At 62.3% G+C, this 25,057-nt stretch carries 23 protein-coding genes; 10 read left to right on the plus strand and 13 right to left on the minus strand.

Annotation, left to right across the window (positions count from 1 at the left end):
* Nucleotides 1-25: 25 nt before the first annotated feature.
* The 3 genes from AB431_RS31175 to AB431_RS09230 are packed head-to-tail and all read right to left on the minus strand — an operon-like array spanning nt 26 to nt 1,191.
* Nucleotides 26-310 carry a hypothetical protein gene (locus tag AB431_RS31175; protein WP_225509175.1) on the minus strand — a complete coding sequence of 95 codons (285 nt, stop codon included), beginning with the start codon at nt 308-310 and terminating at the stop codon, nt 26-28.
* Complete coding sequence (locus tag AB431_RS31180; protein ID WP_225933665.1) at nt 246-653, minus strand: TetR/AcrR family transcriptional regulator; 408 nt, start codon at nt 651-653, stop codon at nt 246-248. The genes AB431_RS31175 and AB431_RS31180 overlap by 65 nt, the downstream gene beginning before the upstream one ends.
* Before the next feature lie 16 nt (nt 654-669).
* Entirely contained in the window at nt 670-1,191 is a 522-nt protein-coding gene (locus AB431_RS09230; RefSeq protein ID WP_047333248.1) for a PaaI family thioesterase, read from the minus strand.
* 254 nt (nt 1,192-1,445) lie between these two features.
* On the opposite strand from AB431_RS09230, the gene AB431_RS09235 reads away from it, so the two are divergent.
* Nucleotides 1,446-2,093, plus strand: coding sequence for a TetR/AcrR family transcriptional regulator (locus AB431_RS09235; protein WP_036339721.1), 648 nt, complete (start codon nt 1,446-1,448; stop codon nt 2,091-2,093).
* 326 nt (nt 2,094-2,419) lie between these two features.
* Nucleotides 2,420-3,577, plus strand: a complete 1,158-nt coding sequence (locus AB431_RS09240; RefSeq protein WP_230986017.1) for an MCE family protein — start codon at nt 2,420-2,422, stop codon at nt 3,575-3,577.
* Nucleotides 3,578-3,704: 127 nt separating this feature from the next.
* Here AB431_RS09240 and AB431_RS09245 read toward each other — a convergent pair whose 3' ends face one another.
* Nucleotides 3,705-4,886, minus strand: a complete 1,182-nt coding sequence (locus AB431_RS09245; protein ID WP_225509173.1) for a cytochrome P450 — start codon at nt 4,884-4,886, stop codon at nt 3,705-3,707.
* Nucleotides 4,887-5,111: 225 nt separating this feature from the next.
* Between AB431_RS09245 and AB431_RS09250 the strand changes: the two genes are divergently transcribed.
* Nucleotides 5,112-6,146, plus strand: a complete 1,035-nt coding sequence (locus AB431_RS09250; protein ID WP_179475362.1) for an AraC family transcriptional regulator — start codon at nt 5,112-5,114, stop codon at nt 6,144-6,146.
* A gap of 20 nt (nt 6,147-6,166) precedes the next feature.
* Here the strand turns inward: AB431_RS09250 and AB431_RS09255 are convergent, their stop codons facing one another.
* From AB431_RS09255 to AB431_RS09290, 7 genes are all read right to left on the minus strand, one after another.
* The gene (locus tag AB431_RS09255; RefSeq protein WP_225509172.1) at nt 6,167-9,262 is read right to left on the minus strand and encodes an RND family transporter; all 3,096 of its coding nucleotides are present in this window, start codon (nt 9,260-9,262) and stop codon (nt 6,167-6,169) included.
* A gap of 121 nt (nt 9,263-9,383) precedes the next feature.
* Nucleotides 9,384-9,806, minus strand: coding sequence for a DUF6188 family protein (locus AB431_RS09260; protein ID WP_036339711.1), 423 nt, complete (start codon nt 9,804-9,806; stop codon nt 9,384-9,386).
* 355 nt (nt 9,807-10,161) lie between these two features.
* A complete protein-coding gene (locus tag AB431_RS09265; protein ID WP_047329672.1) occupies nt 10,162-11,076 on the minus strand; it encodes an alpha/beta fold hydrolase in 915 nt (304 codons plus the stop codon).
* Nucleotides 11,076-11,519 (minus strand): PaaI family thioesterase, encoded by a 444-nt coding sequence (locus AB431_RS09270; protein ID WP_036345885.1) that lies wholly within the window; start codon nt 11,517-11,519, stop codon nt 11,076-11,078. The genes AB431_RS09265 and AB431_RS09270 overlap by 1 nt, the downstream gene beginning before the upstream one ends.
* A gap of 58 nt (nt 11,520-11,577) precedes the next feature.
* The gene (locus AB431_RS09275) at nt 11,578-12,201 is read right to left on the minus strand and encodes a TetR/AcrR family transcriptional regulator (protein WP_225509170.1); all 624 of its coding nucleotides are present in this window, start codon (nt 12,199-12,201) and stop codon (nt 11,578-11,580) included.
* Between the two features lie 319 nt (nt 12,202-12,520).
* Nucleotides 12,521-12,832, minus strand: a complete 312-nt coding sequence (locus AB431_RS09280; RefSeq protein ID WP_225509169.1) for a hypothetical protein — start codon at nt 12,830-12,832, stop codon at nt 12,521-12,523.
* 679 nt (nt 12,833-13,511) lie between these two features.
* Nucleotides 13,512-14,108 (minus strand): TetR/AcrR family transcriptional regulator, encoded by a 597-nt coding sequence (locus tag AB431_RS09290; RefSeq protein WP_047329673.1) that lies wholly within the window; start codon nt 14,106-14,108, stop codon nt 13,512-13,514.
* Between the two features lie 282 nt (nt 14,109-14,390).
* Between AB431_RS09290 and AB431_RS09295 the strand changes: the two genes are divergently transcribed.
* Nucleotides 14,391-15,152, plus strand: coding sequence for a membrane protein (locus tag AB431_RS09295; protein WP_047329674.1), 762 nt, complete (start codon nt 14,391-14,393; stop codon nt 15,150-15,152).
* A 20-nt stretch (nt 15,153-15,172) separates the two neighbouring features.
* On the opposite strand, the gene AB431_RS30915 is transcribed toward AB431_RS09295, so the two are convergent.
* On the minus strand, nt 15,173-15,310 hold the full coding sequence (locus AB431_RS30915; RefSeq protein ID WP_162489404.1) for a hypothetical protein: 138 nt from the start codon (nt 15,308-15,310) through the stop codon (nt 15,173-15,175).
* Here AB431_RS30915 and AB431_RS09300 point away from each other — a divergent pair.
* The 6 genes from AB431_RS09300 to AB431_RS09325 are packed head-to-tail and all read left to right on the plus strand — an operon-like array spanning nt 15,261 to nt 22,854.
* Entirely contained in the window at nt 15,261-16,445 is a 1,185-nt protein-coding gene (locus AB431_RS09300) for an MCE family protein (protein WP_047329675.1), read from the plus strand. The genes AB431_RS30915 and AB431_RS09300 overlap by 50 nt on opposite strands.
* Nucleotides 16,442-17,464, plus strand: coding sequence for an MCE family protein (locus AB431_RS09305; RefSeq protein ID WP_047329676.1), 1,023 nt, complete (start codon nt 16,442-16,444; stop codon nt 17,462-17,464). The genes AB431_RS09300 and AB431_RS09305 overlap by 4 nt, the downstream gene beginning before the upstream one ends.
* Entirely contained in the window at nt 17,464-18,549 is a 1,086-nt protein-coding gene (locus AB431_RS09310; RefSeq protein ID WP_047329677.1) for an MCE family protein, read from the plus strand. Before AB431_RS09305 ends, AB431_RS09310 begins: the two co-directional genes overlap by 1 nt.
* Complete coding sequence (locus tag AB431_RS09315; protein WP_047329678.1) at nt 18,546-19,976, plus strand: MCE family protein; 1,431 nt, start codon at nt 18,546-18,548, stop codon at nt 19,974-19,976. The genes AB431_RS09310 and AB431_RS09315 overlap by 4 nt, the downstream gene beginning before the upstream one ends.
* Nucleotides 19,973-21,283, plus strand: coding sequence for an MCE family protein (locus AB431_RS09320; RefSeq protein ID WP_047329679.1), 1,311 nt, complete (start codon nt 19,973-19,975; stop codon nt 21,281-21,283). The genes AB431_RS09315 and AB431_RS09320 overlap by 4 nt, the downstream gene beginning before the upstream one ends.
* Nucleotides 21,283-22,854, plus strand: coding sequence for an MCE family protein (locus AB431_RS09325; protein WP_047329680.1), 1,572 nt, complete (start codon nt 21,283-21,285; stop codon nt 22,852-22,854). The genes AB431_RS09320 and AB431_RS09325 overlap by 1 nt, the downstream gene beginning before the upstream one ends.
* Nucleotides 22,855-23,947: 1,093 nt before the next feature.
* Here the strand turns inward: AB431_RS09325 and AB431_RS09335 are convergent.
* Nucleotides 23,948-25,054: an NDMA-dependent alcohol dehydrogenase gene (locus AB431_RS09335; RefSeq protein ID WP_047329681.1), complete on the minus strand. Its 1,107-nt coding sequence runs from the start codon at nt 25,052-25,054 to the stop codon at nt 23,948-23,950.
* Between the last annotated feature and the right edge of the window lie 3 nt (nt 25,055-25,057).

The raw sequence follows: 25,057 nt of genomic DNA on the forward strand, positions 1-25,057 counted from the left end.
CTCTACTGTTATCAAGAACAGGTTCTCAGCCCACTTCGGGATCGCCATGAGTGGCGTCCACAAAGCGGTCGATGGCCCTATCGATTCGATCCCGAGCGACTTCACCCGATATTCGCCCACTGCTGAACGCCGCCAAATTGGCAAGCCACACATCAGCGATCAGCCCCGCTAGTCGCTGGTCTCTGACCGTGGGCTCGCCGCCGCTCAAAGTCCTTGCCAGCAGACCTTCAATGACGTCGATCGCTTCATCGGTGGCTGCGGCGGCGGTGTGGTCGGCGAGGACGAAGGCGCGCGTCACCGCCTCGGTCAAGCGCGGGTCTTGGTTGCCATTCGGTGTGCAGGCAGTCGACGAGCAAGCGAAGGCGTTCGCGCGGTGTCGACGCGGTGACGGTCCAATCGCGGCTGTTTCCAAACTCTTGGAACTCGCGGGTCAACGCCGACACCAAGAGGTGGATCTTGGAGGGGAAGTACCGGTACAGCGTGCTGACGCCGATTCCGACCTGCGCGGCCACCGCGCGAACGTGCACAGCCTCGTAACCGCCGCTAACTGCCAGCATCATCGCGGCATCTACTGCACTGTTACGGCGGTACGTGTCGACACCGCCAAGGTCGGCCGCCCTATCGGGGCGATGCTGCCTCAACTTCGAAGCCATGCTGCCAACGCCACGCTCAGACGCTGTGATCACCAATTGGTTGGTGAAGCGCGCCGGCTAGCCGATCAAACAGGTCCTCGAATCCGCTCACGTCGCCGTGCGCAGCGAAATGATCGACACCCACCGTCACGAAGACTGCGCTGGCGGTGAACCGGGTGATGCCATCGTGACTGACTCCCGTTCCGCTGACGTGAAGAGCACGTCCTTGGCGGCCGGTGATCTGGGCAGTAATCCTGTGCGGTTCGTGCAACGGGACAGGTCGCAGATACTCCACTGTCAGACTGCGTGTCACCGCGGGCGTGCCGGCCACCCACAACGTGAAGCCCAGTACGTCGTCACAGGCTGTCGCTACTGCGCCGCCGTGCGCCAGTCCTGGGGCGCCGATATGGCGCTCATCGAACGTCACATCGCTGTAGACCTCGTCACCGTCGCGATAGACAACCAGCTGCAATCCATGCGAATTCGCGGGCCCGCACCCGGTACACGTCGAGGTATGCGGAGGCAGTAGATATGGCCCCGGATGTGCTGTGTCACCCATCGTCATCCCCTTGTTTCGCACTGATTCGCGATATCGTCGGGCCCGCACCGCAACTGCAACGAGCCTTCGTTTGGCAGCTTCTGGACGCACCAAGACCCTCCCGCGTAGACACGACGGCCATGCCTACCGACCAGGGTGTTCTCCGTAACCGCGGACAAACCTACGAACAGTTTCGCTACGCTACTCTTGGTACCATACCTTGACGCCTGCTGGAAACGCCGCCCGCAGGTCCCATTTTCCGAAGGGACAACGCAGTGAGCACTCAACCGGCGGCATACGCAGACGACGATGATGACATCGACCCCCGCCGGATCAGGTCGCGTAACCGACTGCTCGACGCGGCGGCGGCACTCCTCACCACCGGGGGAATCGAAGCCGTCACGATCGACGCGGTGACCAAAGCCTCCAAGGTGGCTCGCACCACCCTCTATCGGCATTTCGCAAGCTCATCACAGTTGCTGGCGGCCACATTCGAGCGCCTGCTGCCGCACGTCACTACACCGACACCCGACGAGGGGTCGCTGCGGCAGAGGCTGATTGAAATCCTCAGCCGGCAGGCCGCACTCTTTGCCGATGCCCCGATCCAGGTCACCACGCTGGCTTGGGTCGCCCTTGGGCCCACCGATCCTGCTGCTGACGGCACCGCAGATGAGGACAGCCCGGCTGGCAGCCTGCGTTCTAGGGTCGTCGAGCAATACCGCAAACCGTTCGACGAAATCCTGTCGAGCGACCAGGCTCGCGAAGAACTTGACGAATTCGACCTCGAATTGGCTGAGTGCCAGCTCGTCGGTCCGCTGGTCTTCGCACGCATGACCGGACTCTGCACCATCAGCCGTGACCAGTGCGTCCGCATCGTCGACGACTTTCTGGCCGCACACTCACGCACCCGAACCGAGGCGTGACGGCGAATTGGTAGGTGCGCCGGCGGTTCGCCTGCGGCTTGTCGTCGCTGGGACCGGGCGGCTCGCACTGGGCCTGGCTGAAACTTCCTGGTGACCCTGCGTCATCGCCATCCGCCAGCCGCGCTGAGAAAACGCTACTAACAGTTTCAAAACGCTATGTAGCGTTGTGCTACTATAGGTACACTTATGAGGTTCAGTCGACCACGATCCAGTGAGCCCGTCATATGAAAACCCCTGTCCGCGTGAGTCGTTCGTCGAATCGCGCCGCTGTTGGTCGCACGCTGAATCACTGGCGGCACCATCCACCGTTACGAACGGCCGGGACCGTGGCGCTGGCCCTGGTCGTAGTAGTGGTATCGACGGTCTACCTGCAATTTCACGGTGAGTTCACTCCGGCCATGCACTTGACCCTGGTGTCGGATCGCGCTGGGCTGGTCATGGAGCCCGGGGCAAAAGTGACCTACAACGGCGTCGAAATCGGCCGGGTCGCCGCGGTGCGCGCGATCCAGCAAGATGACACCACCAAGGCGAAACTGTCCCTGGACGTCGCTCCAAAGTACATCGAGCTGATCCCGGCCAACGTGACCGCCGAGATCAAGGCCAGCACGGTATTCGGCAACAAGTATGTAGCCTTCCGTAGCCCGTCGAGACCGGCATCTGCGCGCGTGTCGAGCTCGCAGGTGATCGACGTCTCGCACGTGACGACCGAATTCAACACCCTGTTCGAAACCTTGATGTCGATCGCGCAGAAAGTCGATCCCGTCAAACTCAACCTGACTCTTGCGGCCACCGCCGAGGCACTGGACGGGCACGGCCTCGACTTCGGCCGATCAATCATCGCGGGCAATGCTGTCCTCGACGACATCAACCCTGAAATGCCGCAGATCCGCGAAGACATCAAACGCCTTACCGACCTCGCCGACGTCTATGCCCAATCCTCACCCGATTTCTGGAAATTCCTCAACAATGCAGCGACCACGGCAGGCACCGTCAATGAGCAGCGAGCCGATCTCGATGCGGCGCTGCTGGCTGCCGCGGGCTTCGGCAACGCTGGCGCTGACATCGTGGGGCGGGGAAGTCCCTACCTGGTGCGAGGTCTGGCTGACCTGGTGACGACCACCGGCACCTTGAACACCTACAGTCCCGAATTCCTGTGCAGCATAAGAAATTATGCTGCGATCCTGCCGCAGACTGTTGAATCCGCAGGCGGCAACGGCTACTCGATCGACTTCCGTATCGGGCTCACCGGTGCGCCGAATCCGTACGTCTATCCGGATAACCTGCCCCGTTCCAATGCGCGAGGCGGCCCGGGCGGCGCCCCTGGATGTTGGCAGACAGTCACCAAGGATTTCTGGCCCGCCCCTTACCTGGTAGCCGACACCGGCGCATCACTGGCTCCCTACAACCACCTCGAACTCGGGCAGCCATTGCTTACCGAATATGTGTGGGGACGCCAGGTCGGTGAAAACACCATCAATCCCTAGGACGAGCAGGCCTGCGGACCCACCGGTCCACGACTACGTCGAAGCGGCGCTCAGCGGCCTCGATACATAGAATCGTCATATTCCGATGGAACTGGGAGACAGCGACATTGGGGCGGCATGCAGTCGCTCAGGAAGCGCTTCCTCGCCGGACGCGTAAGGGAATCGAAACAGGTCCTCGCAGTGAAGGATTGGTACCCCAGCGCACGGGTCCAGCAAGCTCCAGGCCGTCGAGTTCGTCCAGCAGATGGTCCACCGCTGTGATCACTTCGAGTCGTGCGAGATGAGCGCCCAGACAAAAGTGAAGTCCATGGCCGAATGCCAGGTGCCCGGTCGTGTCGCGATGAGGGTCGAACCGATCGGGGTCGCTGAACTTCGCCGGGTCTCGGTTCGCCGAGGCATAGAAGAGCAACGCCTTTGCGCCCTTAGGGATTACCGTGTCGCCGATCCGATAGGGCGCGGTAGCGGTTCTGGTGACCCACTGCACCGGCGAGCCCCAACGCGCGGTCTCCTCGACCGCCGGGCGAAGCAGGCTGCGGTCGGCTTTCAACGTCAGGAAGAACTCGCGGTCCTCGGCGAGCCTGACGAGCAGCATGCCCAACAGGTTTGTAGTGGTCTCGTTGCCGGCGACCAGAAGGATGAGCGCGTAGAAGAAAGCTTCCTGATCGCTGAGCTCGCCGGATTCTTTGGCTGCCTGCAACCAACCCAAGAGATCGTCTGCCGACGTGCTGGACCGCCGGCCCATCTCGACGTCTATGAAGCTGCGCATCTGCACGTAGGACTGAAGTAGCGAACCGACGTATCGCATGACCTCGTGCACCGACCGCGGTCCGAATAGTCTCGCGAACTTGTTGGATACGGTGCGAAAGGCCGGCCACTGAGGATGGGGAATACCCAAGATTGTGGCAATGACGTTGATGGGCATGGGGATCGTCAGCGCCGCGACCATGTCAATGACGTCGCCGTCTCGCAGTGGCCTGATCGCCTCATCGGACAACGCGCGAATATCTGTGGCCAGAGTCTGTACCGAACGCTTGCTGAACATGGGCGCGGTCAGATGCCGCAGGCGGGTGTGATCGGGTGGGTCTGTGGTGAGTACAGCACTGGTGACAAACGACCGCAGCATGATGCCGTCCCTCGACGAGAACACCTCATTGTTGCGAACGGCCTTGTGCACGTCCTCGTAGCGCCCCATCATCCAGACGCCGAGCCGCTCGTTGACGACCACCGGATGCTCACGAATGCGCAGCAGCTCGGGATAGGGGTCGGCGATGTTCTCGGCGAGCGTCGGATCGAATGTGGTTCGTGGCACCGACTTCGGCGCCGATGCAGTGCGTGGGCGCCGTAGATCGCGGTAAGCCCCTGTCGCAACCGGACGCCACAGATCAGTGACGGAGCTGCGAGTTGCAGAAAGCACCGCGCGTGGTGGGGGCCGTAGAAGATCCGTCGACATAACATGACGTTAGGCCGGTCGCAATGGCTCGATAATGACAGAATCAGACAGACATTTGATATTTTCAGACACATGCCTAGTCCGATGGCCCCGGTGTGGGACGTGGCGCGCTCCTCGGCGCCGGGTCGACACATCTTGGAGACCGCGGTACACCACGGCCTCAATCCTGAAATCTGTTTGTCTGGAACAGGACTCACGTCGCAGGGGTTGAGGGACCCGACCAGCGAGATGCATGCGAGTCAGGAACTGACGATGATTCGCAACCTGATCGGCCGACTCGGCGATCAACCGGGACTGGGTACGGAAACCGGTGCGCGCTACACCTTCGCCGACATGGGCATTCTGGGTTATGCACTGATTTCGAGTCCAACCGTTGGGGACGCGATAGACGTCGCCTGCCGGTACGCCGCACTCAGTACCGTCTACCTGAGTCTGGCCGCACCAGAACTCAACAACACCGAAGCGGTCATCGGTCTTGATAACGCCCAGGTTCCTCCCGATGTGCGGAGGTTTCTGCTCGAACGCGATTTTGCAATGTTCCTGCAGATCTTGCCGCCGCTCATGCGTGGCGTTGACGCGCCGATCGCGATGCGACTGGAGGTGGCGGATCTGCAGCTGCCGGCAAGTCTGGTGGAGATCGACAACGTGACGGTCACTGTGGAGAACGCGGTGCGCAACGCCCTGATTGTCCCCGCTGATCTGGTGAGCCAACCGATGCCCGCGCCAGATCCCCAGACTGCGGCGATCTGTATCCGCCAGTGCGAGGAGTTATTGAACCGTCGACGAACCCGTCGTGGCATATCAGCCTGGGTGCGGATGCGGATGATCCAAGATTCGACCCAGATCCCATCCATGGCGACCATCGCGAGGGAACTCTGCATCACCGATCGCACGTTGCACCGTCACTTGGCGGGAGAGGGAACCAGCTACCGCGCACTCGCAGACGAGGTTCGCGCAGCGCTGGCCGCCGAGCTGTTGAGTTCGGGACTCACTGTCGAGGAAACTGCACGCCGACTTGGCTATTCGGAGACGGCCGCATTCACTCGAGCCCATATTCGGTGGAATGGGCGCCCACCCAGTGAGTCCAAGCGCCGTGGGCGGTCAACGGCTCAAACGTGATGTGAGGGCAAGCTGCATGCTCACGCGCCGACGTCGACTGTCGGGCGGTATCGCGACGGTGCCGCAGTCCTTGGTCTAGTGGCGAGACGTTGTGGCCACCAGCTCCGTTCGCGCAGCAAAGTAGCGATGGCGGGTACGGTCAGCGTCCGGACCAGGAAAGTATCCAACAGCAGTCCGCAGCCAATGATGAGGCCGGTCTCGATCATGATCGCGACCGAGCCGATCATCAAGCCGAACATGCTCGCGGCGAAGATCAGGCCGGCGGAGGTGATGACCGAGCCTGTGGTGGCGACCGTCCGTAGAACGCCGATACGCAGATTGCTGCCGCTCTCCTCCCGCAGTCGCGATACCAGTAACATGTTGTAGTCGGCACCGACTGCCACCAGAATGATGAAGGCTAATAGCGGTACAGGCCAGGCGATTTCATGACCGAGTATCCATTGGAAAACGATGACTCCGATGCCGAGTGAGGCGAGGTAGTTCAGCACCACGGTGCCAAGGAGATACAGCGGTGCCACGAGCGCGCGCAGTAGCACCACCAGGATGAGTCCAACGATGACCAGGGTGGCGATGGCAAGTTGGATGAAGTCGGACGAGAGCAGACGCTGGATATCAGAATTGACCGCGGGGAAGCCGGCGACAGAGATCGTGGCGTTCGCCAGCGAGGTGTTCGGCCTGGCTCCATCGGCGACTTGGGTCATCTGGCGGGCAAGGTCCATCGCTTCGACGCTGTAGGGATCGTTGCTGGTCTCCACTGCGAATCGCGCCGTTTTCCCATCGGGTGACAGGAACTGCTTTGCGACGTCGGCGAATTGGCGGTTCGCAAAGGCGTCTGCGGGCAGGTAGAAGCCGGACGCGGCATCCGAACCCGCGGACGCGCGAGACGAGTTCTGAAGCTGGGTGGCGATTTGGCTCATACCGGATAGCATCTCAATATTGCTGTCCGCCAGCGTCTTTACCCCATCGGCCAGCGCGCGGGAACCGGAGGCGAGCTGGCTGATGCCGTCTTGTAGCCGGGTGATGTTGGCCGCGAGATCGGCGGGCTTTCCCAGCGCGCCGAATGCCTTGTTCATGGCATTGACGGCAGTCTGAACGTCGGCGATGGTGCCGGTTACGGTGGCGTTGGTGGCGGGGTCGTAGCGGTCACCCAGCGCGGCGACCTGGGAGAAGAATCCGTTGTTTCTCAGAGCAACCAGGATCTGGACCTGGTCGCGGATTTGAGCGCATTGGGGAGTTGTGACGCACCAGGGTGACCCATTGAGCAGGTCGACGAGCGGGTTCAGGGTGTCGATGGCGCCTTGTGTGCGTTCGGCCAGCGGGCGGATGCCTGGGCCGGCTTGTATTGCGTTGTCGATACTGGGGCTGGTCGCTGAGAGTTGGTGCAGAAGTGGGGCAAACCGTTGGAAGTCCTGGCCGGCGGACTGTGCTTGGGTGAGCACTGGGCCTAATGGTTTCAGTGCGGTCCGTACAGATGTGTCGAGCTGCGCGAGTCCGTTGGCCAGTTGGTTGGCTCCATCGGTGAGCTTGGCGAGGTCATCGCGGCGGGAATTGCCATCGGCGACGGCACCGGCCATCTTGTCGCCGATTTGCCTGTTCTGCCACGATAATTGCGCTTGGTCAAGGCGGGTGCCTGCCGGACGGGTGACTCCGGATATCTTGACCACGCCGGGGATCTGGGAGATGCGCGATGCCATTTCGTCGAGGTCGGCCAGCCCTTTCCCGGTGCGCATGTCGACGGGGTTTTCGACCACTAGGAACTCGGTGATGACGACGTCTTTGCGAAAGTGTCGGTCGAGGAGCTGGTAGCCCTCATTGCTAGCCGTGGTGGGAGGTTGTCCTTTTCGGTCGTCGTAGCTGATCTTCATCGTGGCAGCTGCACCGGAAAGAGCCAGGAGGATCATCAAGCTAGCAACGAGCAACGGCCGAGGGTGACGCACGACCGCCACAGCGACGCTGTTCCAGTACCGGCGGGTGCGGTCGGGCTTGGGTTCACCGATACCGCGTCGGGCCGCCAACGCCAACACTGGCGGCAACAGTGTCACCGTAGCCAGGAAGCCCACAAGTACGGCAACCGCGCACGCTGGTCCCAATCCGGCGAACACGCTCAGCGTGGCGAAGACCATGGCCAGAAAAGCCAGGGCGACAGTAGCTGCCGACGCGAAGATCACTCGTCCGATGCTGGCCGTCGCGTGAATGACAGCGAGATCGGCAGGGGTACCGGCGCGCCGCTGTTCGTGGTACCGGCTGATCAAAAAGACTGTGTAATCGGTTCCTGCGCCGAGAAGGATCGCGGTCATGAATGCCACGGTGAACTGCGAAACCGGCATGCCCAGCTGCCCGAATGCGGACAAGACACCACGGCCGACGGCCAGACTCAGCCCGATGACTAGCAAGGGCAATAACGCGGTAAACAACGACCGGTAGACCATCAGCAGGATCAACGCGATCAACCCGGCCGTTGCGATCGAGATGAACAGCAAATCGTGTTCGGCAGAAGCGATTTGGTCACTGAAGGTTGCCGGGGGACCGGTCACGCGGACGGTGATGTCCGACCCGTCGAAGGCGCGTTGGGCGGTGGCGCGGACTGCCTGCACCGATTCCGCTGCAGTGGGATCACCCAGAGTCCCGGCCACCCCCACCGGTAGGAACCACGCTTTGCCGTCTGCGCTGACGGCTTGTGCCTTCATCACGGGATCGGCCAGCAAGTCCTGCACCAGCAGCACGTGGGCGTGATCGGCTCGAAGGCGCTCGACGAGCCTCGAGTATCGATCCCGCGCCTGCTGCGTCAGCCCAGCGGGGCTTTCCATGGCGACGAACAGCATCGTCTTCGACCCTTGCTCGCCGAACGCAGCGCTCATGCGGTCAACAGTCTGAAATGACGGCACGTCCCGGGGAATGAGGTCGACCGACTGTCGCCGCACAACGGTTTCGAGCTGTGGGAACAACAGCGCTAGCACCACTGCAATGGCGAGCCACCCACCGATCACGAGCGCCTTGTGGTGAACCGTGAAGGCGGCAAGCCTGGCCAGCCGCGCACTGTATTCCGGCGACGCTGCGGGGTCGGCAAGACGGACGCGTCGAGAAACGGTCCCGACACCGTGGACATCATCAGCCACCGTCACGCCCCCTCAAGAGTGGAACTATCGGTATAGCACCGATACTAACGGTTTCCTATTTGCCCGCGCGACCCCCGGGCAAACGGCGGCTATCTCGGCAACCCGGCTCCGAATCATCGAATCAATTTGCAGCACCGTCAGTTTCGTCATCGACCAGGTCATGGCGAACGACGCGCACACGTCCATGCGGGAGGCAAGCCATGTAGCCATGCCGTTTGCCGTACAGCTCCCACGCCGTCTCGTGGCTGTCGGGATCGACATCGATGCAATGCCCGCGGGAGAAGCCCAAATGCAGCGCCCCCTCGTCATCGCACCAGGCCCGTGTGCACACTGCGCCGGCCAAATCGAGTAGTGGACGCTCCTGAGCCGACACCCGGGCGGGATCGATAAGCACTTCTTCGGACGGATGCGACCCGATCGCCGGCAAGGTCAGCCTCATGGGCCGCGCGATGACGAGTTCGTTGTAGTCGTCGAGACTCAGAACCAGGCCTTCTCGCAACGAAACTCGCTGGACGGTGCGCTGTTCGATCCACTGCGTATGCATGTCGGTCTCCTGTTCAACACTCCGATGTGTTGTATTTATGGTACTGCTAGTATCGGAGCGATACCAGAAGGTCCTATTTTGCAGCTCGTGGGTGCGGCGGTGGTGCTGTGCATTTTGCTGCGACGGGCACGGCGGGCAACTTCGAGCAAACGAGTCGTTGGGGACCATTCGTCAAGGGGTGCGTTCCTTGTCGGATCCCGCAGCGACCGCGCTATTGGCGTTCGGCATTCTCGTGACCTGGCCGACCGTCGCTTACATCAGCACGCGCCCCTGGGCGTCGCGTGTCCTGGTGACTGCATGCCACGACCCGGCCGAGCTTGAACGTGCCCGGGACAAGCTCTCCCTCTAGCTCGATTTAGACAACCTCGTCGAGGAAATCGATGACGGCTTCGGAGAACGCGTCGTTGTCGTCTCCAGCGATCATGTGACCAGCGTCGGTCACGTCCACCGTGCGCGCGTGCGGCACGAGGTCGACGAAGTCGTTCACTGTCTCCTCCGACACCACGTCCGACAACAGCCCCCGCACAAGAAGCGTAGGAGCAGATACCTGCCGTGCGCCGTCGATCAACACCATGCTCATCCGGTCGAACTCCGCTGCGCCCTCATCTGGATTACCTTGCAGGAAGCCAAAATTCGACGCCACAAAGGCCGGATCCCACCGCCATACCCAACGGTCGTCGGCGCGCTGCTGCAAGACCTTCCGTAGTCCGTCGAGGCTGCTTGGCTTCGATCTGTGTGGGTTGTACGCGGCGATAACCTCGGCGGCAGACTCAAGATCGGCGAAACCGTCGGGGTGCGCCGCCATGAATGCGACGACGCGCCGTGCGCCCTGCATCTCCATGCGTGGAGTGATGTCCACCAGCACCACGGCGTCCCACAGGTCAGGTGATGCGAGTAGGTGAGTGCCCAGGATCGTCAGACCGCCGAGGGAAGCTCCAATGGCCACAACAGGGTGCCCACCTGCCGCGTGCGAACGCACCGCGAGCAGGTCGCCGCCGAGTCGATCAAGGTCATAGCGGCCATCCGGGTCCCAGTCACTATCCCCGTGTCCGCGCGCATCGTAGGCCGCCGCGAGGTAGCCGCGTGCGTGTAAGCGCTGCGCTGTCGCATCCCACGCATGACGGCTTTGGCCTCCTCCGTGTAGCAGCAATACGGCTGCCCGCGGCTTCGCGCACGGATACAGGTCGACCGCCAAGGAGACTCCGTCGGTGGTGGGCACTCGCTGGAGGACAGGTCTTACCCTGCGCCGCCTGCCGAGCCCGGGGGACATCACGAGGCCGCCTTCTGGCCCACAACAGTCACAGTGCCCTGGGCAGCGCACACAGCCCGCCCGTCGTTGGTAATATCGATTCTCGCGACACCGCTGCTCTTCCCGAGCGAGATGATCTCGGCTACCGCGACGCACGTGCCGCTGGACACCGGTCGGAGTAGGTTCAGCTTGAATTCGGTGGTCGCAACCCAGGATCCGGCAGGAATGACGGGATAGAACACGACGCCGAGACAGTGGTCAACGAGCGCCGACAGACAGCCACCGTGCAACGAGCCGAAGGGCGTCTTTAAGTCGTCCCGGGCGTCCATCTCGACGACGAGGCGTCCCGCTAAGAAATCGGTATGACGAAATCCTAAGTAGCCAGCCAGGCCGCCGGCCGTCAACGCCGCCCCTTTTAACTGGTTGGCGACCTGCGCGTCGAATGCGGCGAAGTTCGCGGACATGTTCACCTCTCCTCGGTGTGGGGGCTGGTGTTTGAGACACTACGCCTGACTTGTTACATCACGTTGCGTCTTGGCCAGAGACGATTGCGGGTAGAAGAAGACGTTGCAGATAGGTGCGCAGTCCGTCTCTGCTTCGATCCCTTGGGCCACGAACGGTGAGCAGACTCAGCACGGTGCGAAGTATCCATTCCGCGGCGTCATCAACGGAGACCCCGGGCGCCAACTGGTTCCAGTGCGTCGCGAAGAGAGGCCGAAGAAACTCGGTGACGAGTTCGAAAAGCATGGTCGATGTTCCCTCGGCAAGGCCCACACCCGCGAGTTCACGATCGCTGCCGAATAGGACGCCGATGATGGGCCTTCGGCGGGCCGCAATCACAGTGTGATCGATGAAATCAACGATCGCAGAACCTAAGTCACTATGGCCGGACAACCGCGGTTCCATCCGGCGTAGGTATTCTTCGGTGGCGCGAATGATGACCCCAGAGATCACGGCCTCGCGACTCGCGAAGTACCGGTAAACCGTCGCCCGTGACACACCGGCATTTCTGGCGATGTCCTCCATAGTGGTGCCTGCGAGACCCTGCACCTCAAGGCAGCGCTCAGCGGCGTCGAGCAATCGGTCGCGCCCTGATCTCCCATCCGCCGCAGCGGACGCGCCCCAGCGCAATGACTTTGTCGCCACGTGATCAGTATGCACACGACTCAGCACTACGCGATCAACTATGCAACAGAGTTTCTAATCTGTCTCAGATAAAGGCACTCCTGGGCCCCTGAGAGGGGCCCCGCCTGACCACGAGCGTGGTTGTTCGCGGCACCGTTCTCTGCTGGGACCACTTTGGGGCCAAACGGCTTGCGCGATGCCGAACGGCGTGCGCGTCCGTCAATGTCACGAGCTGCCCTGAAACCATTACAACTGCTGCTGAACTGCGAAAACGTGCCACCGCCGCTTCCCGGGGGTCGCGTGGTCCTACGTAACACGGGCCGCTTAGATGCGACCTCGCCTAGCCGTCGGTGTCGGTAACCTGTTCAGCGGAAACAACTTTCAGCAGTTTGTCGCGGGCGGCGCAAAGCCCATCTAATGCTGAATTGAAGTCAAGCGCGGCATCGGCCAGCGAGGCGCGGCCGGCTGGATGACCGTGTGCCGCCAGCACCCGTGCTGCATATCGGAGATCGGTCGTGTAATGAATGAGGTCCACGATGTAGCGGGTGGTCGCGGTCGGCGCCGCGCCTTGAGGGCGCTGGAGGTTGCTGGACATCAGGCTTGTCCAGTCTGCGATTGCGCGGCGGTCGAAACTGTACAGCCCCTCGAGCATCCAACGTCGCCACCGGGCTGGACGGCCGCTACGAGCACCGGAAGGAAGCGGTGAGGAAGCCATCAATCGAGCCTAAGAGCTCACCCAGCGTTTTTCTGGGCCCATAAGCAGCGGTCTGAAGCGGCAATCGCCCCGTAAGCCGACCTTTGCCCACCGACGCCGAGACGCCTGTTGTCACGAGACCCCGGCGGCGGTCGCGACGCGCAGCTGGTCGGCTGCCACCCTCCATTTCCGAAGTGTCTGGCCCGCTGATCGGCCGAGTAAAGAGCGCCTTCGGCGCGACTTCGTCGTGGCTTCGCCACCCTTGACACAACCGATCGCAGCGACAGGACGGCCGCATGGGGAGCGGCCCGTTAGTGGCACCGCTTTTACGAGGCGAGTGACGACAGTTTTGACGACAACGCTGACGACAGTTGCTGCCTCAACGACGTCCCCTACACGACAACTTGCGACCTATCGTGCCTGGTCACGGACTCTGCCCGCTCCTGGCAGTGTGGGGGTCAGGGGTTCGAATCCCCTTAGCTCCACCAGGCACGACAGACTCGGTTCGTTGATCAGCTGGCTGTTTGACCACAATTCGTTGCCGGCCGATCCGGCGCATACGCGGCAAATCTGGCCGGTGAGCCGGCCACTAGCAGGACTCGCACAGACCAACGGCAACCCGGCCGATTTTGGTACGTCAGGGTTGCCGGTTGATCAGGTCGATGATTGCCCGTTGGGCTTCACCGACTTCGAGTGGCAGTGTGGCGAACATTTCGGCGATCATCATCGCGACCGGCGTCGTCCACAGCAGCATGCCCAGTGCCGCAGCGTTCTGGCCGCCATGGCTGGTTTCCAGCCGTTGGGTCACACTCGCGAGGGCCGCACCCAGTCGCTCCATGTGTCGGCTATCGAGGCCGGAACGCAGCTCTTTGGTGGATATAAGGATCTCGAGACCGGCCATTGCTTTGGGGTTGGCGAATGCTTCCCAGGCGCCGCGCACCAAGTCGCTGGTGTCGATCGGCTGGTCGGGGTCGGACAACGCTTCGAGAGAGGCGACCAGGCGATCGACGGCGTCGTCGATGACTGCGATCAGCAGGCCGTCGCGGTCGCCAAAGTGATGCTGGATGACGCCCCATGTCACACCGGCGCGTTCGATGATGTGACGTGCGCTCGCGGCTGAATATCCTTCTTCGCGGATGCAGCGGACCGTCTCGTCGATGAGGCGTTCACGAGTGCGGTCACCGCGTTCGCGACGGCCGGTGGTGGGACGGTCGGGACTCCTGCGTGCATTCATTGCCGTCCCTGCCTAGCGTGTCGCCTCATCCCTAGCACATTAGGACACCGGTGCTCGTCGACCGATTGCGTAGGCGTGCTACCCGTGCGTGTTGACGCTTGCCTTTCAAACATGGCATGTGCCATGCTAGCGAAGAGGCGGGTGCCGGCCGGGTCGAACATCAATCGTCAAGCTAAAGCAGCGGGTCCATCGGCACTTGCTACTGAATGTGGCTGCTGCCAGTGGAGCTTCGTCGAGCTCGTCTCCGGCAGGCAAATCCGGCGCGGGCATGGAGGCACGACGGTGACAGAGACGATTCCTCACGATGGCAAACGCGATTCGTCGACGAGGCGGGGACTGTCCGTACTGCAGAAGTCTCTTTTCGGCGTTCTGGCGTTCTTCTTCGTCATCCACATCTTCTTCTGGTACCTCGAATACCGTGTTGGGGTATCGCATGTCGTCGCCTCAACAACGTTGGTGGTGTTCGTCGTCGGCTGCTTCGTGACGACACTGGTCCTTCCGTGGCTACCCCTTCCGGGGCAGCGGGATTGGACGCGGGCGCAGCGACTAAGTGCGATGGTCATCGTGTGGGTGTTCATCGCCCTGATACCACGGTTTATCTGGGAACTGCCGTGGCTCTTGTTCTTCAACGAGATCCGAACGGGCGTCGAAAATGGCGCGCTCTGGACTTATATGTGGTCGCCGATCCTCCTGGGCGGTGACGCACGGTATTTGAATGGTGATCCGCTCATCGTGGTTTTGGAGTGGATCGCGTTCTTCATCGGTTTGTTCGAGGCGTATGCGATGGTGCAGTTCTTCCGAAATGGCAAGCGATTTACCAGCACTCAGCTGTCCTTCATCATGGGCGGCATGATCGTGGAGGTCACGCTGCCTGCCGTCTACTTCGGTGTGGAGATCGCGAACAACATGCAGAGCATGACCAGCCCGGTCGAGATGTGGATCAAGTTCGTGGTCCTGAACCTGTTGTGGTGCACCATGCCGCTGGTCACCTATTTCTGGGGCGTCCGCAGACTGACGCGCCAAGACTTCGCCGTTGCTTTCTAGGCCGTTGGATTCCTTTTGGCTCAGTTGGAAGCGATCCGGTGAAATGCCTTGTAGCGCAGAAGTAATCGGTGGAGTAAGGACTTCGAGCGTATTGGTTTCAGGTAGTCGATGAGGTCGTATGCGCGCCCGGTGGCTGGTTTGGCGATGGTGGTGGCCATCGTGGGCATTGTGATCGTGGCGGCGGGGATGTTCCGCGGCAGTTTCGCTGACACGGTGCCACTGACGGTGCTTTCGCAGCGGGCGGGTTTGGTGATGAATCCGGACGCGAAGGTCAAACTGGTCGGTGTTCCGGTGGGTAATGTTGTGTCGATCGAAGACCGCCCCGACGGTCAGGCCGCCATCCTGCTGGCCATGGATCCGACTGAGCTGACACAAATTCCCGACAACGTCAGAGTCGACATTTCCTCGGCTACGGTCTTCGGGGCGAAATCGATTGACCTTGTTGCGCCGGCGAATCCATCGACGCAGAAGTTGCGGCCAGGGCAGGTGCTGACCGCAGAGCATGTGACGGTCGAATTCAACACCATTTTTCAGCAGCTGTCCTCGGTGCTATCGGCGATCCAGCCGGAGAAGCTCAACGAGACCCTGGGGGCGATCTCCTCGGCGTTCAACGGCCGCGGCCCGCAACTCGGGCGCACCCTGAGCGATTTCGACGCACTGCTGGCCAAACTCGAACCCAGCCTGCCCAATCTCGCCCACGACAGCGCAACAGCGCCCGAGGTGCTCAACGCCTACGCCGATGCCAGCCGCGATCTCGTCACCACGCTCGATGACGCGACCCACATCAGCCAGACGATCACCGAGGAACAGAACAGCCTGGATGCGTTCCTGGTCAGCACAATTGGGCTTGCCGACATCGGCAACGACGTCCTCGGATCGAACCGCGCGGGCATCAGCGACGTGTTCCGAGTGTTGGTGCCCACCACCGATTTGACCAACCAGTATCACCAAGGCCTGAACTGCGGGATCGGCGCGCTGGCCGTGATCGCCTCGGGTCCACCGTTGGAGAAGCCGGGCATCACCGACTCCATCGGATTCCTGCTGGGCCGTGAACGGTACCGCTATCCGATGAATCTGCCCAAGGTCGCCGCCACCGGGGGGCCGCAGTGCACCTCGCTACCAAGAGTGCCATTCGACACCGGGCCACCGTTCGTCGTCACCGATGTGGGAACTAACCAGGCCCAGTACGGCAATCAGGGCATCTTGCTGAACTCCGATGGGCTCAAGCAATTGCTCTTCGGGCCATTGCCCGGACCTGCCCGCAACACCGCTCAGATCGGGGAACCAGGGTGAGCGGCACATGGGGAAACGTCCTGAAATTCGGTGCCTTCGGTGTCGTCATGGTCGTTCTGACCGCGTTTCTATTCATGATCTTCGGGCAGTACCGCACCGGTTCGACCAACGCCTACTCCGCAGTGTTCGTCGACGTATCGGGACTGAAAACCGGTGATTCAGTGCGAGCCGGCGGTCTACGTGTCGGCACCGTCGCCGATATCTCGATGCGGCCAGATCACACCGTGACGGTCGCGTTCGACGCTGACCGCACCGTCGTGCTCAGCAGCGGCACCCGCGCCGCGGTGCGCTACCTCAACCTGGTGGGCGACCGATTCCTGGAACTCATCGACGGACCCGGCTCAGCCAGAGTGATGCAGCCCGGCTCGCAGATCCCCGCCGATCGGACTGCACCGGCGCTGGACCTCGATCAGCTATTGGGCGGTCTCAAGCCGGTCATCCAGGGCCTGAATCCTCAAGATGTCAACGCATTGACCAACGCTCTGCTGCAGATCTTCCAGGGCCAGGGCGGCACTGTGGACTCGTTGCTGACCAAGACGGCATCGTTTTCCAACGGGCTGGCCGACAACAACCAGATCATCGAAGCGCTCATCGACAACCTCAACGCCGTGATCGGCACTCTCGCCACCAGCGGAAGTCAGTTCGCCGATGCTATCGACCGTTTCCAGCGGTTGGTCTCCGAATTGGCCGCCCACCGTGACCCCATCGGTGAGGCCATCAACGCCCTCGACAGCGGCACAACATCGATCGCCGATCTGCTCGGACAGGCTCGCCCGCCGCTGGCCGGCACCATCGATCAACTGAGCCGCTTGGCACCCCTACTCGACGATCAGAAAGGCCTGCTCGACGGGGCACTGCAATCAGCCCCGGACAACTACCGCAAACTCGTCCGGCTGGGCGCTTACGGAAGTTGGATCAACTACTACATCTGCGAACTCACCGTCCGCGTCACCGATCTGCAAAACCGGACCGCCGTCTTCCCGTTCATCAAACAAGACAACGGCAGGTGCGCCGAGTAATGCTGAAATACCGCCAACCACGCCTCGTGCGAACGGGATTCATCGGCGCCGTCCTGATCATTCTCGTCATCACCGTCGGCCTGCAACCCGAGCGGCTCACCGCGTGGGCCACCTCCTTGCGATTCCAGGCAGTCTTCGCCGAAGCCGGGGGACTGACCACCGGCAACGACGTCCGGCTGGCGGGAATGAAAGTCGGTCAGGTGGACGATGTTTCGCTCGACGACGAAGGTAAGGCACTGATCACCTTCAGCGTCGACAGTGCGATCACACTCGGCAACGACACGTCCGCGCACATCAGGACCGGCACCCTGCTGGGGCAGCGCATCCTCACGCTGGAATCCGCAGGCAACAGCCTGCTACGCCGCGGCGCGGTCATACCGCTATCGCGCACCTCCTCGCCGTATTCGCTGACCGAAGCCGTCACCGACCTCACCACCAACACCGCGGGCACCGACACCCAGAATATCAACACGTCCCTGGATGCGTTGTCGGACACCATAGAGCAGATCACGCCCCAGCTGGGGCCGACCTTCGAGGGGCTCACGAAGGTCTCGCGGTCCTTGAACGCCCGCAACGACAGTCTGCGTGAGCTACTCAAGAGCGCGGCGTCGGTCACCGGCACCCTGTCCGAGCGCAGCCAACAGCTCAACACCCTCATCCTTGACGCCAATGACCTGGTCGCCGTGCTCAACGAGCGGCGCGAAGCGATCGTCAGCCTGCTCGCAAGCACCTCGGCGTTGTCGCGCGAACTGTCCGGCCTGGTTGCCGACAACGAGAAAGAGCTGGCACCCACATTGCAGAGACTGAACTCCGTGACCGCGATGCTGGAGAAGAACCGCGACAACATCGCCAAAGCCCTGCCCGGTCTGGCCAAATACGAAATGACCCAGGGTGAAGCCGTGGCCAGCGGATACTTCTACCAGTCCTACGTCCCCAATCTCGTACCGGCGCAGGTCCTCCAGCCGTTCCTTGACTACGCGCTCGGATTCAGGCGCGGCGTCAACAACGGGCAACCGCCGGACAACGCCGGGCCCCGGGCGGAACTCCCGCTGCCCTACAACGGCATTCCGGGTGGTTCCCGATGAACGCCAGGAGGTTACGGCTGGCGGCCGTGGTGGTGTTGGTCGCCTTGCTGGTGGCCGGTGCTGCCGTGCTCATCCGCAACACGTACTTCGCGCCGAAGGTGATCACCGCCTACTTCACCAGTGCCACCGGCATTTACCCGGGCGACGAAGTCCGCATCTCCGGGGTCAAAGTGGGGACCATCGCTGCGATCGAACCGGCCGGCGCCAACGCCAAAATGACCCTGCACGTCGAGCACCGGATGAAAGTTCCTGCCGACGCCAAGGCCATCATCGTCGCGCAAAGTCTGATTTCGGCTCGTTACGTGCAACTCGCCCCGGCCTTCGCCAAGACCGGTCCCACGATGGCCGACGGCGCGGTGATCCCGGTCGAGCGGACCGCAGTGCCCGTGGAATGGGACGAAGTCAATACCCAAATAACCCGCCTGGCAACAGATTTAGGCCCGCACAGCGGCGTCTCGGAGACGTCGGTGTCCCGCTTCATCGACACCGCGGCCAACGCGATGGACGGCAACGGTGCCAGACTGCGCCAGACACTGGCCGAACTGTCCGGTCTGGGGCGGATTCTGGCCGACGGCAGCGGCAACATCGTCGATATCCTGAAGAACCTCCAGACGTTTGTCACCGCGCTGCGTGACAGTAACCAGCAGATCGTCGAATTCCAAGGACATTTCGCGACACTGACCAGTGTGGTCAACGACCGCACTGACCTCAACTCCACCCTGAAAGATCTGAACGCGGCGATCAGTGACGTGCACCGATTCGTCAAAGGCAGCCGCGATCAGACAGTTGAACAGCTGCAAAGGCTGACCAACGTCACTCAAACCTTGGTCGACCACAAACGCGATCTCGAGAACATCTTGCATGTCACGCCCAATGCCATCGCCAACGGCTACAACATCTACAACCCGGACACCCACAGCAATATCGGCTCCTTCGTGTTGAACAACTTCTCCAACCCGGCAGCCTTCCTGTGTCAGGCGATCGAAGCCGTCGCCGACGTCACCGCTGGTGAGACCGCAAAACTGTGCAGCCAATACCTCGGTCCGGCACTCAACACGGTCGGGTTCAACTATCTGCCGTTTCCGTTCAGCTCCTACCTGATGAAATCACCGAGCCCAGAAAACCTCATCTACTCCGAGCCCAACCTCGCCCCCGGTGGGAGCGGGCCGAGACCTGCCGCCCCCGATGCGCCGCCAGCGATCTCCGCCTATACCGGCCTGAACGGCGACCAAGCGCCCCCACCCGGATACGGTGCACCACCAGCAGTCGCCCCAGGCCCCTCGGCGCCGGATCACCTGCCCGCCGACCCCTCTCCGGCCCTCTACCCGGGAGCCCCGGTCCCGCAGTCGCGAAGCCTCAACGACCTACTGCTGCCCGCTGAGGCGACCCCTGCACCGGCATCGGCAGCGGAGGTACCGCCCTCATGACCACTCGCCGACGCAGCCGCATGCTAGCGGTCATCGCCAGCTGTGCAGTAGTGACGCTGTCCGGCTGCGGATTCAACGGCCTCAATTCCCTACCATTGCCCGGTGCGGTCGGACGAAGCACCGACGCCAGCGTCTACCATATTCAATTCGCCAATGTCGGTACCCTGGAACCGAATTCGCCGGTGATGATCGATGACGTCGTCGTTGGCAGCGTCCGACAGATGACCTTCTCCAACTGGCACATCGATGTCGAGGTGTCGGTGAAGCCGGACGTTGTCGTTCCGGCCAACGCCGAAGCCAGGATCGGCCAAACCAGCCTGCTCGGCTCGATGCACATCGCGCTCGACCCCCCGCTCGGCCAACCGCCCACCGGAAGGCTCAATCCCGGAGCGACCGTTCAACTCGACAAAACCTCGACCTACCCGTCGACCGAACAGACCCTGGCGTCGCTAGCCGCCGTCGTCAACGGCGGGGGACTGGGCCAGATCGGCGACGTCATCCACAACTTCGCAGCCGCCCTATCCGGCCACGAAGGCGACATCCGGGATCTGCTGACCCGCCTAAACACGTTCGTTGACACACTGGATCGCCAGCGCGACAACATCATTGCCTCCATCCAAGCTCTCAACCGACTGGCGGGGACCTTCGCCGAACAGCGCGACCTCATCACCACCGCGCTGAAAAAGATTCCGCCGGCACTGGACGTGCTGATCCGCGAACGTCCCCGCCTCACCACGGCACTGGACAAACTGCGCACCTTCAGCACCACCGCCACGGGGTTGGTCAACGACACCCAGGCGAACCTGGTCGAAGACCTGCAGAACCTGCAACCCACCTTGCAAGCGCTGGCCGATGTAGGGCCAGACCTCGACAACGCCCTGGTATTCGGCTCGGTGTTCCCCTTCGGACAAGACCTCATCAAGCGCGGTGTTCGGGGTGACTACATGAACTTCTTCGGCCAAATCGACCTGACCGTGCCCCGGCTCAAACGCTCACTACTGCTGGGCACCCGGTGGGAAGATCAGAAAGCCCAGCTCGTACCTGCCCCCGGCGAACCGTATTGGCAGAAGTACACCTACGACCCACTGGGCCTACCGATCGCTCCGCCGCCCCCGGGTGGGCCGCTCGGCCCGGTACCGGGGAACCCGCCGACACCCGGGCTGAATGCACTTCCACCCGGCGTTGTACTCCCGGTCAGCCCACCACCGCCTGTTGCCTCGGCCAAACCGGCGCAACCAGGCACACCACCGGTCTTCGCCGGACCATACGGCCCCGCCGACGCGACCCCTGCACCCGGAGACCGCTGATGCTCACCCGTTTCATCAAAACGCAACTCGTCATCTTCACGATCGCTTCGGTGGTCGGACTGGGGCTGATGGTGTTCAACTACCTGCAGGCGCCGGTGTTTCTGGGTATCGGCCGCATCACCGTGACCCTGGATCTCCCCGCCGCCGGCGGACTGTACCCGTTGAGCAACGTCACCTACCGTGGCGTTCAGATCGGCAAGGTCACTGACGTCAAAGCCGTCGACGCCAGATACGCCCAAGCGACGCTGTCATTGGACTCCAACCAGAAGATCCCCGCGAATCTCATCGCCCAAGTGCGCAGTGTGTCGGCCGTCGGCGAACAATACGTCGACCTGCAACCGGTCGACCAATCCCCGCCATATCTGCATGACGGCTCGGTAATTGGCATGGGGCAGAGCAGAATCCCGCAACGAGTCGGCCCGATGCTGGATCAGCTCAGTGCGCTGGTTGGGACCATCCCGAAAGACAAACTGAACTCGCTGCTCGACGAATCGTTCACCGCGTTCAACGGCGCCGGCTACGACGTCGGTTCGCTACTGGACTCCTCATCCCGGATCACCGGCGACCTCAACGGCGTCGCCGACCACACCCGCGCTCTCATTGACGACAGCGGCCCCCTCCTCGATGGGCAAGCAGCGACCACCGACTCGTTGAAGACCTGGGCGCACAATCTGGCCGGCATCACCGGCCAGATCAGACAGAACGATCCGCAAGTGAGGACACTGCTGCACACCGGCCCCGGGTTCGCCGACGAAGTCTCGGCTCTGCTCAATCAAGTCAAACCCACACTGCCGGTTCTGCTCGCCAACCTCACCACAGTCGGCCAAGTTCTCGTCACCTACAACAAGTCTGTCGAGCAGCTCCTGGTCTTACTTCCGCCCTACATCGGCGCAATCCAGTCGTCGACACCGGTCAACAATCCGACGGGAGATGCACTGGGCGACTTCTCCATCACCATCGCCGACCCACCCGCCTGCACCGTCGGATTCCTACCCCGCTCGGCCTGGCGCGCCCCGTCGGACACCACCGAAGTCGACACACCCGATGGGCTCTACTGCAAACTGCCGCAAGACTCACCGATCGCCGTCCGCGGCGCTCGCAACTATCCCTGCATCGAGCACCCCGGAAAACGTGCCGCCACCGTGCAGGACTGCGACAGCGACAAACCCTTCGAACCATTGGCTCTCCGCCAGCACGCGCTGGGGCCCGCCCCACTCGATCCCAACCTCATCGCACAAGGAATTCCCCCCGACGCCCGAGTGTCCGCCAATAACCAGATCTTCGGCCCCCTCGACGGCACGCCATTGCCACCCGCGGCCGCCCAGCCGCCCGGAACCACCCCGCCCACGCCGACTCCACCCGCAGAGCCTGCGCCGGCCTCTGGAGCCCAACCCGTAGCGCCAAGCGCATACACCAACCAACCCGCACAGCAGGCACCCGTCGCCGTTGCCCGATACAACCCCCAAACCGGTTCCTACATGGCACCCGACGGGCACCTGTACGCCCAATCCAATCTCGCCGCCACGGCAGCACCCAAATCGTGGACCGACCTCGTCATGACGACGGGATAGTTTGATGCGGAACATAACTCGGCTCACGAACGCCTGTGCCACGTACCTGCTCGCGGGCACTATGGTACTGACGACGGCACCGCCCTCCGCCGCCGACTACGACCAATACGCCATGAACGGAACATTCACCGTCGTCTCAAACGGTGAATGGGCCCAAATGAACGGCCGCTACCAAGACCAGCCAACAGTGCGAAGCACCTGGACGGTGTCCTCCAGGTGTAGCACGGGAATTACCTGCGCAGGCAAAGTCACCAGCTCCCTAGGGTGGACCGAAGACATCTACACCGAAGGCGGCTACTTCTGGTTCGTTCGACACTCAGTCCCCGACTGGATACCGTGCCCCGACGGCAGCACCGCCCCCGGACTCCAGGTCTACAGGTTCTACCCAGCCAAACAAGACGGCACATCACAGCCAATCTCTGACCTGTGGCTCGGAGAAGACCAAACCACCGGCGCCAGCGGAAACTGCGGACGAAACCAATCACTCGTTCTCAACATGCCGCTGAAAATCACCAAGGTCACGTGAGGCGGGCGCCGAGACGCGCAACGCGGCCGAGTCTCATCGCTCCACACGAGCTGACAATAGCCGCCGAGCACTGACGACAGATATGACGACAACGCTGACGACAGTTGCTCCTCGAACTACGCCCGCTACGCGCCAAAATCCGATCTATCCTGCCTGGTCACGCGATCTGCCTGGTCCTGGCAGTGTGGGGGTCAGGGGTTCGAATCCCCTTAGCTCCAGCAGGCACGACAGTCTGTTCGGCGATGGCCGAACCGCTGTTGATGACAAGTCCGACGGCGGCCACGCGTCTAATTCATTGGTCACCTGCCGTGCGGCGCTGAACGCAGGTGATTTGACAACGCCAGCAGTTGACGGTCGATGACCGCACGGCTTCGCCACCACCGACCGGATGATTGCTACCGGATCGACGCCCCCTCGGACGATATGAGGGCACGTGTTGGCGCGAGCGGTCCGCTGCGAGGGCGACGCCGCAACTGCGCCAAACGAACGAGCCGTTGTCGGAGCCCTGTGGGCCGGCTCGCTAGCGCGCCGACCTGACTGTGGGACAGCAGATTACGAAGGCGTCGATCAGAATCGGATCAGCCCTCGAATGTTCACGCCGGCGTGCATGTCGGCGTAACCCTGATTCACCTCTTCGAGGGTGTACTCGCGGGTGACGAGCTCTTCGAGCTTCAACTGGCCGGCTCGGTGCAGATCGAGCAGGCGCGGGATGTCGCGGCGCGGGTTGGAGGATCCGAATAATGATCCGCGAACCTGCTTTTCGTACAAAGTGAGGTCGAACAGCGACATGTCGACGGTCGTCTCGGTCGGGTGGGGGATCGCCGTCATCACAACCCGTCCTCGCTTGCCGACCAGGCTCAGGCCGTGGGCCACGTAGGCGCCCTCGGCGGAATCTGTGGTCACGACACACACATCGGCCATGGCCCCGCGGGTCAGATCGGTGACAAGCGCGTGGGCTTCTTCGAGTGTGGCGGCGGTGTGCGTCGCGCCGAACTCCAGCGAACGGTTGCGCTTGTACTCCACCGGGTCGAGGGCGACGATTACCCGGGCGCCGGCGATCCGGGCGCCCTGAATCGCGTTCATGCCGATGCCGCCCACGCCCATGACCACCACGGTGTCGCCGTCGCGGGTTTCGCCGGTGCGAACGGCGCTGCCGTATCCGGTGGTGACACCGCAGCCGACCAGCGCGGCGGTGTCCAACGCTATCGTCGGATCCACCTTGACCACCGAAGACACCGGAACGACGGTGTACTCCGAAAACGTTCCGAGCACACACATCTGGCCAAGTCCCTGTCCCCGGGCATGGAACCGGAAGGTGCCGTCGAGTTGCGGGCCGGCGATGATGGCCGCGCCGAGCACGCACAGGTTGCTCATGCCGCGCGCGCACGGCTCGCATCGCCCGCAGGCCGGGATGAAGCTCAGCACCACGGGGTCGCCTTCGGCAACGTCTTTCACTCCGGGCCCGACCTCGACGATCACGCCTGCGCCTTCGTGGCCGCCGACCACAGGCAACTGCATCGGCATGTCTCCGGTAACCAGGTGGTCGTCGGAATGACACAGGCCGCTGGCGGTCAACTTGACCAGGACTTCGTCCTCCTTCGGGCCGTCGAGTTCGACCTCCTCGACTTCCCACTTCTGATGCAGACCCCACAGCACTGCGGCCTTTGTCTTCACGTC

Source organism: Mycobacterium sp. EPa45, from assembly GCF_001021385.1.
Classification (GTDB): Bacteria; Actinomycetota; Actinomycetes; order Mycobacteriales; family Mycobacteriaceae; genus Mycobacterium.

Excerpts from the sequence above, each read along its gene's own strand:
- AB431_RS31180 (WP_225933665.1), bottom strand. The coding sequence starts at position 653 with ATGGCTTCGAAGTTGAGGCAGCATCGCCCCGATAGGGCGGCCGACCTT.
- AB431_RS09230 (WP_047333248.1), bottom strand. The coding sequence starts at position 1,191 with ATGGGTGACACAGCACATCCGGGGCCATATCTACTGCCTCCGCATACC.
- AB431_RS09250 (WP_179475362.1), top strand. The coding sequence starts at position 5,112 with ATGGCCCCGGTGTGGGACGTGGCGCGCTCCTCGGCGCCGGGTCGACAC.
- AB431_RS09260 (WP_036339711.1), bottom strand. The coding sequence starts at position 9,806 with ATGCATACGCAGTGGATCGAACAGCGCACCGTCCAGCGAGTTTCGTTG.
- AB431_RS09265 (WP_047329672.1), bottom strand. The coding sequence starts at position 11,076 with ATGTCCCCCGGGCTCGGCAGGCGGCGCAGGGTAAGACCTGTCCTCCAG.
- AB431_RS09270 (WP_036345885.1), bottom strand. The coding sequence starts at position 11,519 with ATGTCCGCGAACTTCGCCGCATTCGACGCGCAGGTCGCCAACCAGTTA.
- AB431_RS09280 (WP_225509169.1), bottom strand. The coding sequence starts at position 12,832 with ATGCTCGAGGGGCTGTACAGTTTCGACCGCCGCGCAATCGCAGACTGG.
- AB431_RS09290 (WP_047329673.1), bottom strand. The coding sequence starts at position 14,108 with ATGAATGCACGCAGGAGTCCCGACCGTCCCACCACCGGCCGTCGCGAA.
- AB431_RS09300 (WP_047329675.1), top strand. The coding sequence starts at position 15,261 with ATGAGGTCGTATGCGCGCCCGGTGGCTGGTTTGGCGATGGTGGTGGCC.
- AB431_RS30915 (WP_162489404.1), bottom strand. The coding sequence starts at position 15,310 with ATGGCCACCACCATCGCCAAACCAGCCACCGGGCGCGCATACGACCTC.
- AB431_RS09310 (WP_047329677.1), top strand. The coding sequence starts at position 17,464 with ATGCTGAAATACCGCCAACCACGCCTCGTGCGAACGGGATTCATCGGC.
- AB431_RS09315 (WP_047329678.1), top strand. The coding sequence starts at position 18,546 with ATGAACGCCAGGAGGTTACGGCTGGCGGCCGTGGTGGTGTTGGTCGCC.
- AB431_RS09320 (WP_047329679.1), top strand. The coding sequence starts at position 19,973 with ATGACCACTCGCCGACGCAGCCGCATGCTAGCGGTCATCGCCAGCTGT.
- AB431_RS09325 (WP_047329680.1), top strand. The coding sequence starts at position 21,283 with ATGCTCACCCGTTTCATCAAAACGCAACTCGTCATCTTCACGATCGCT.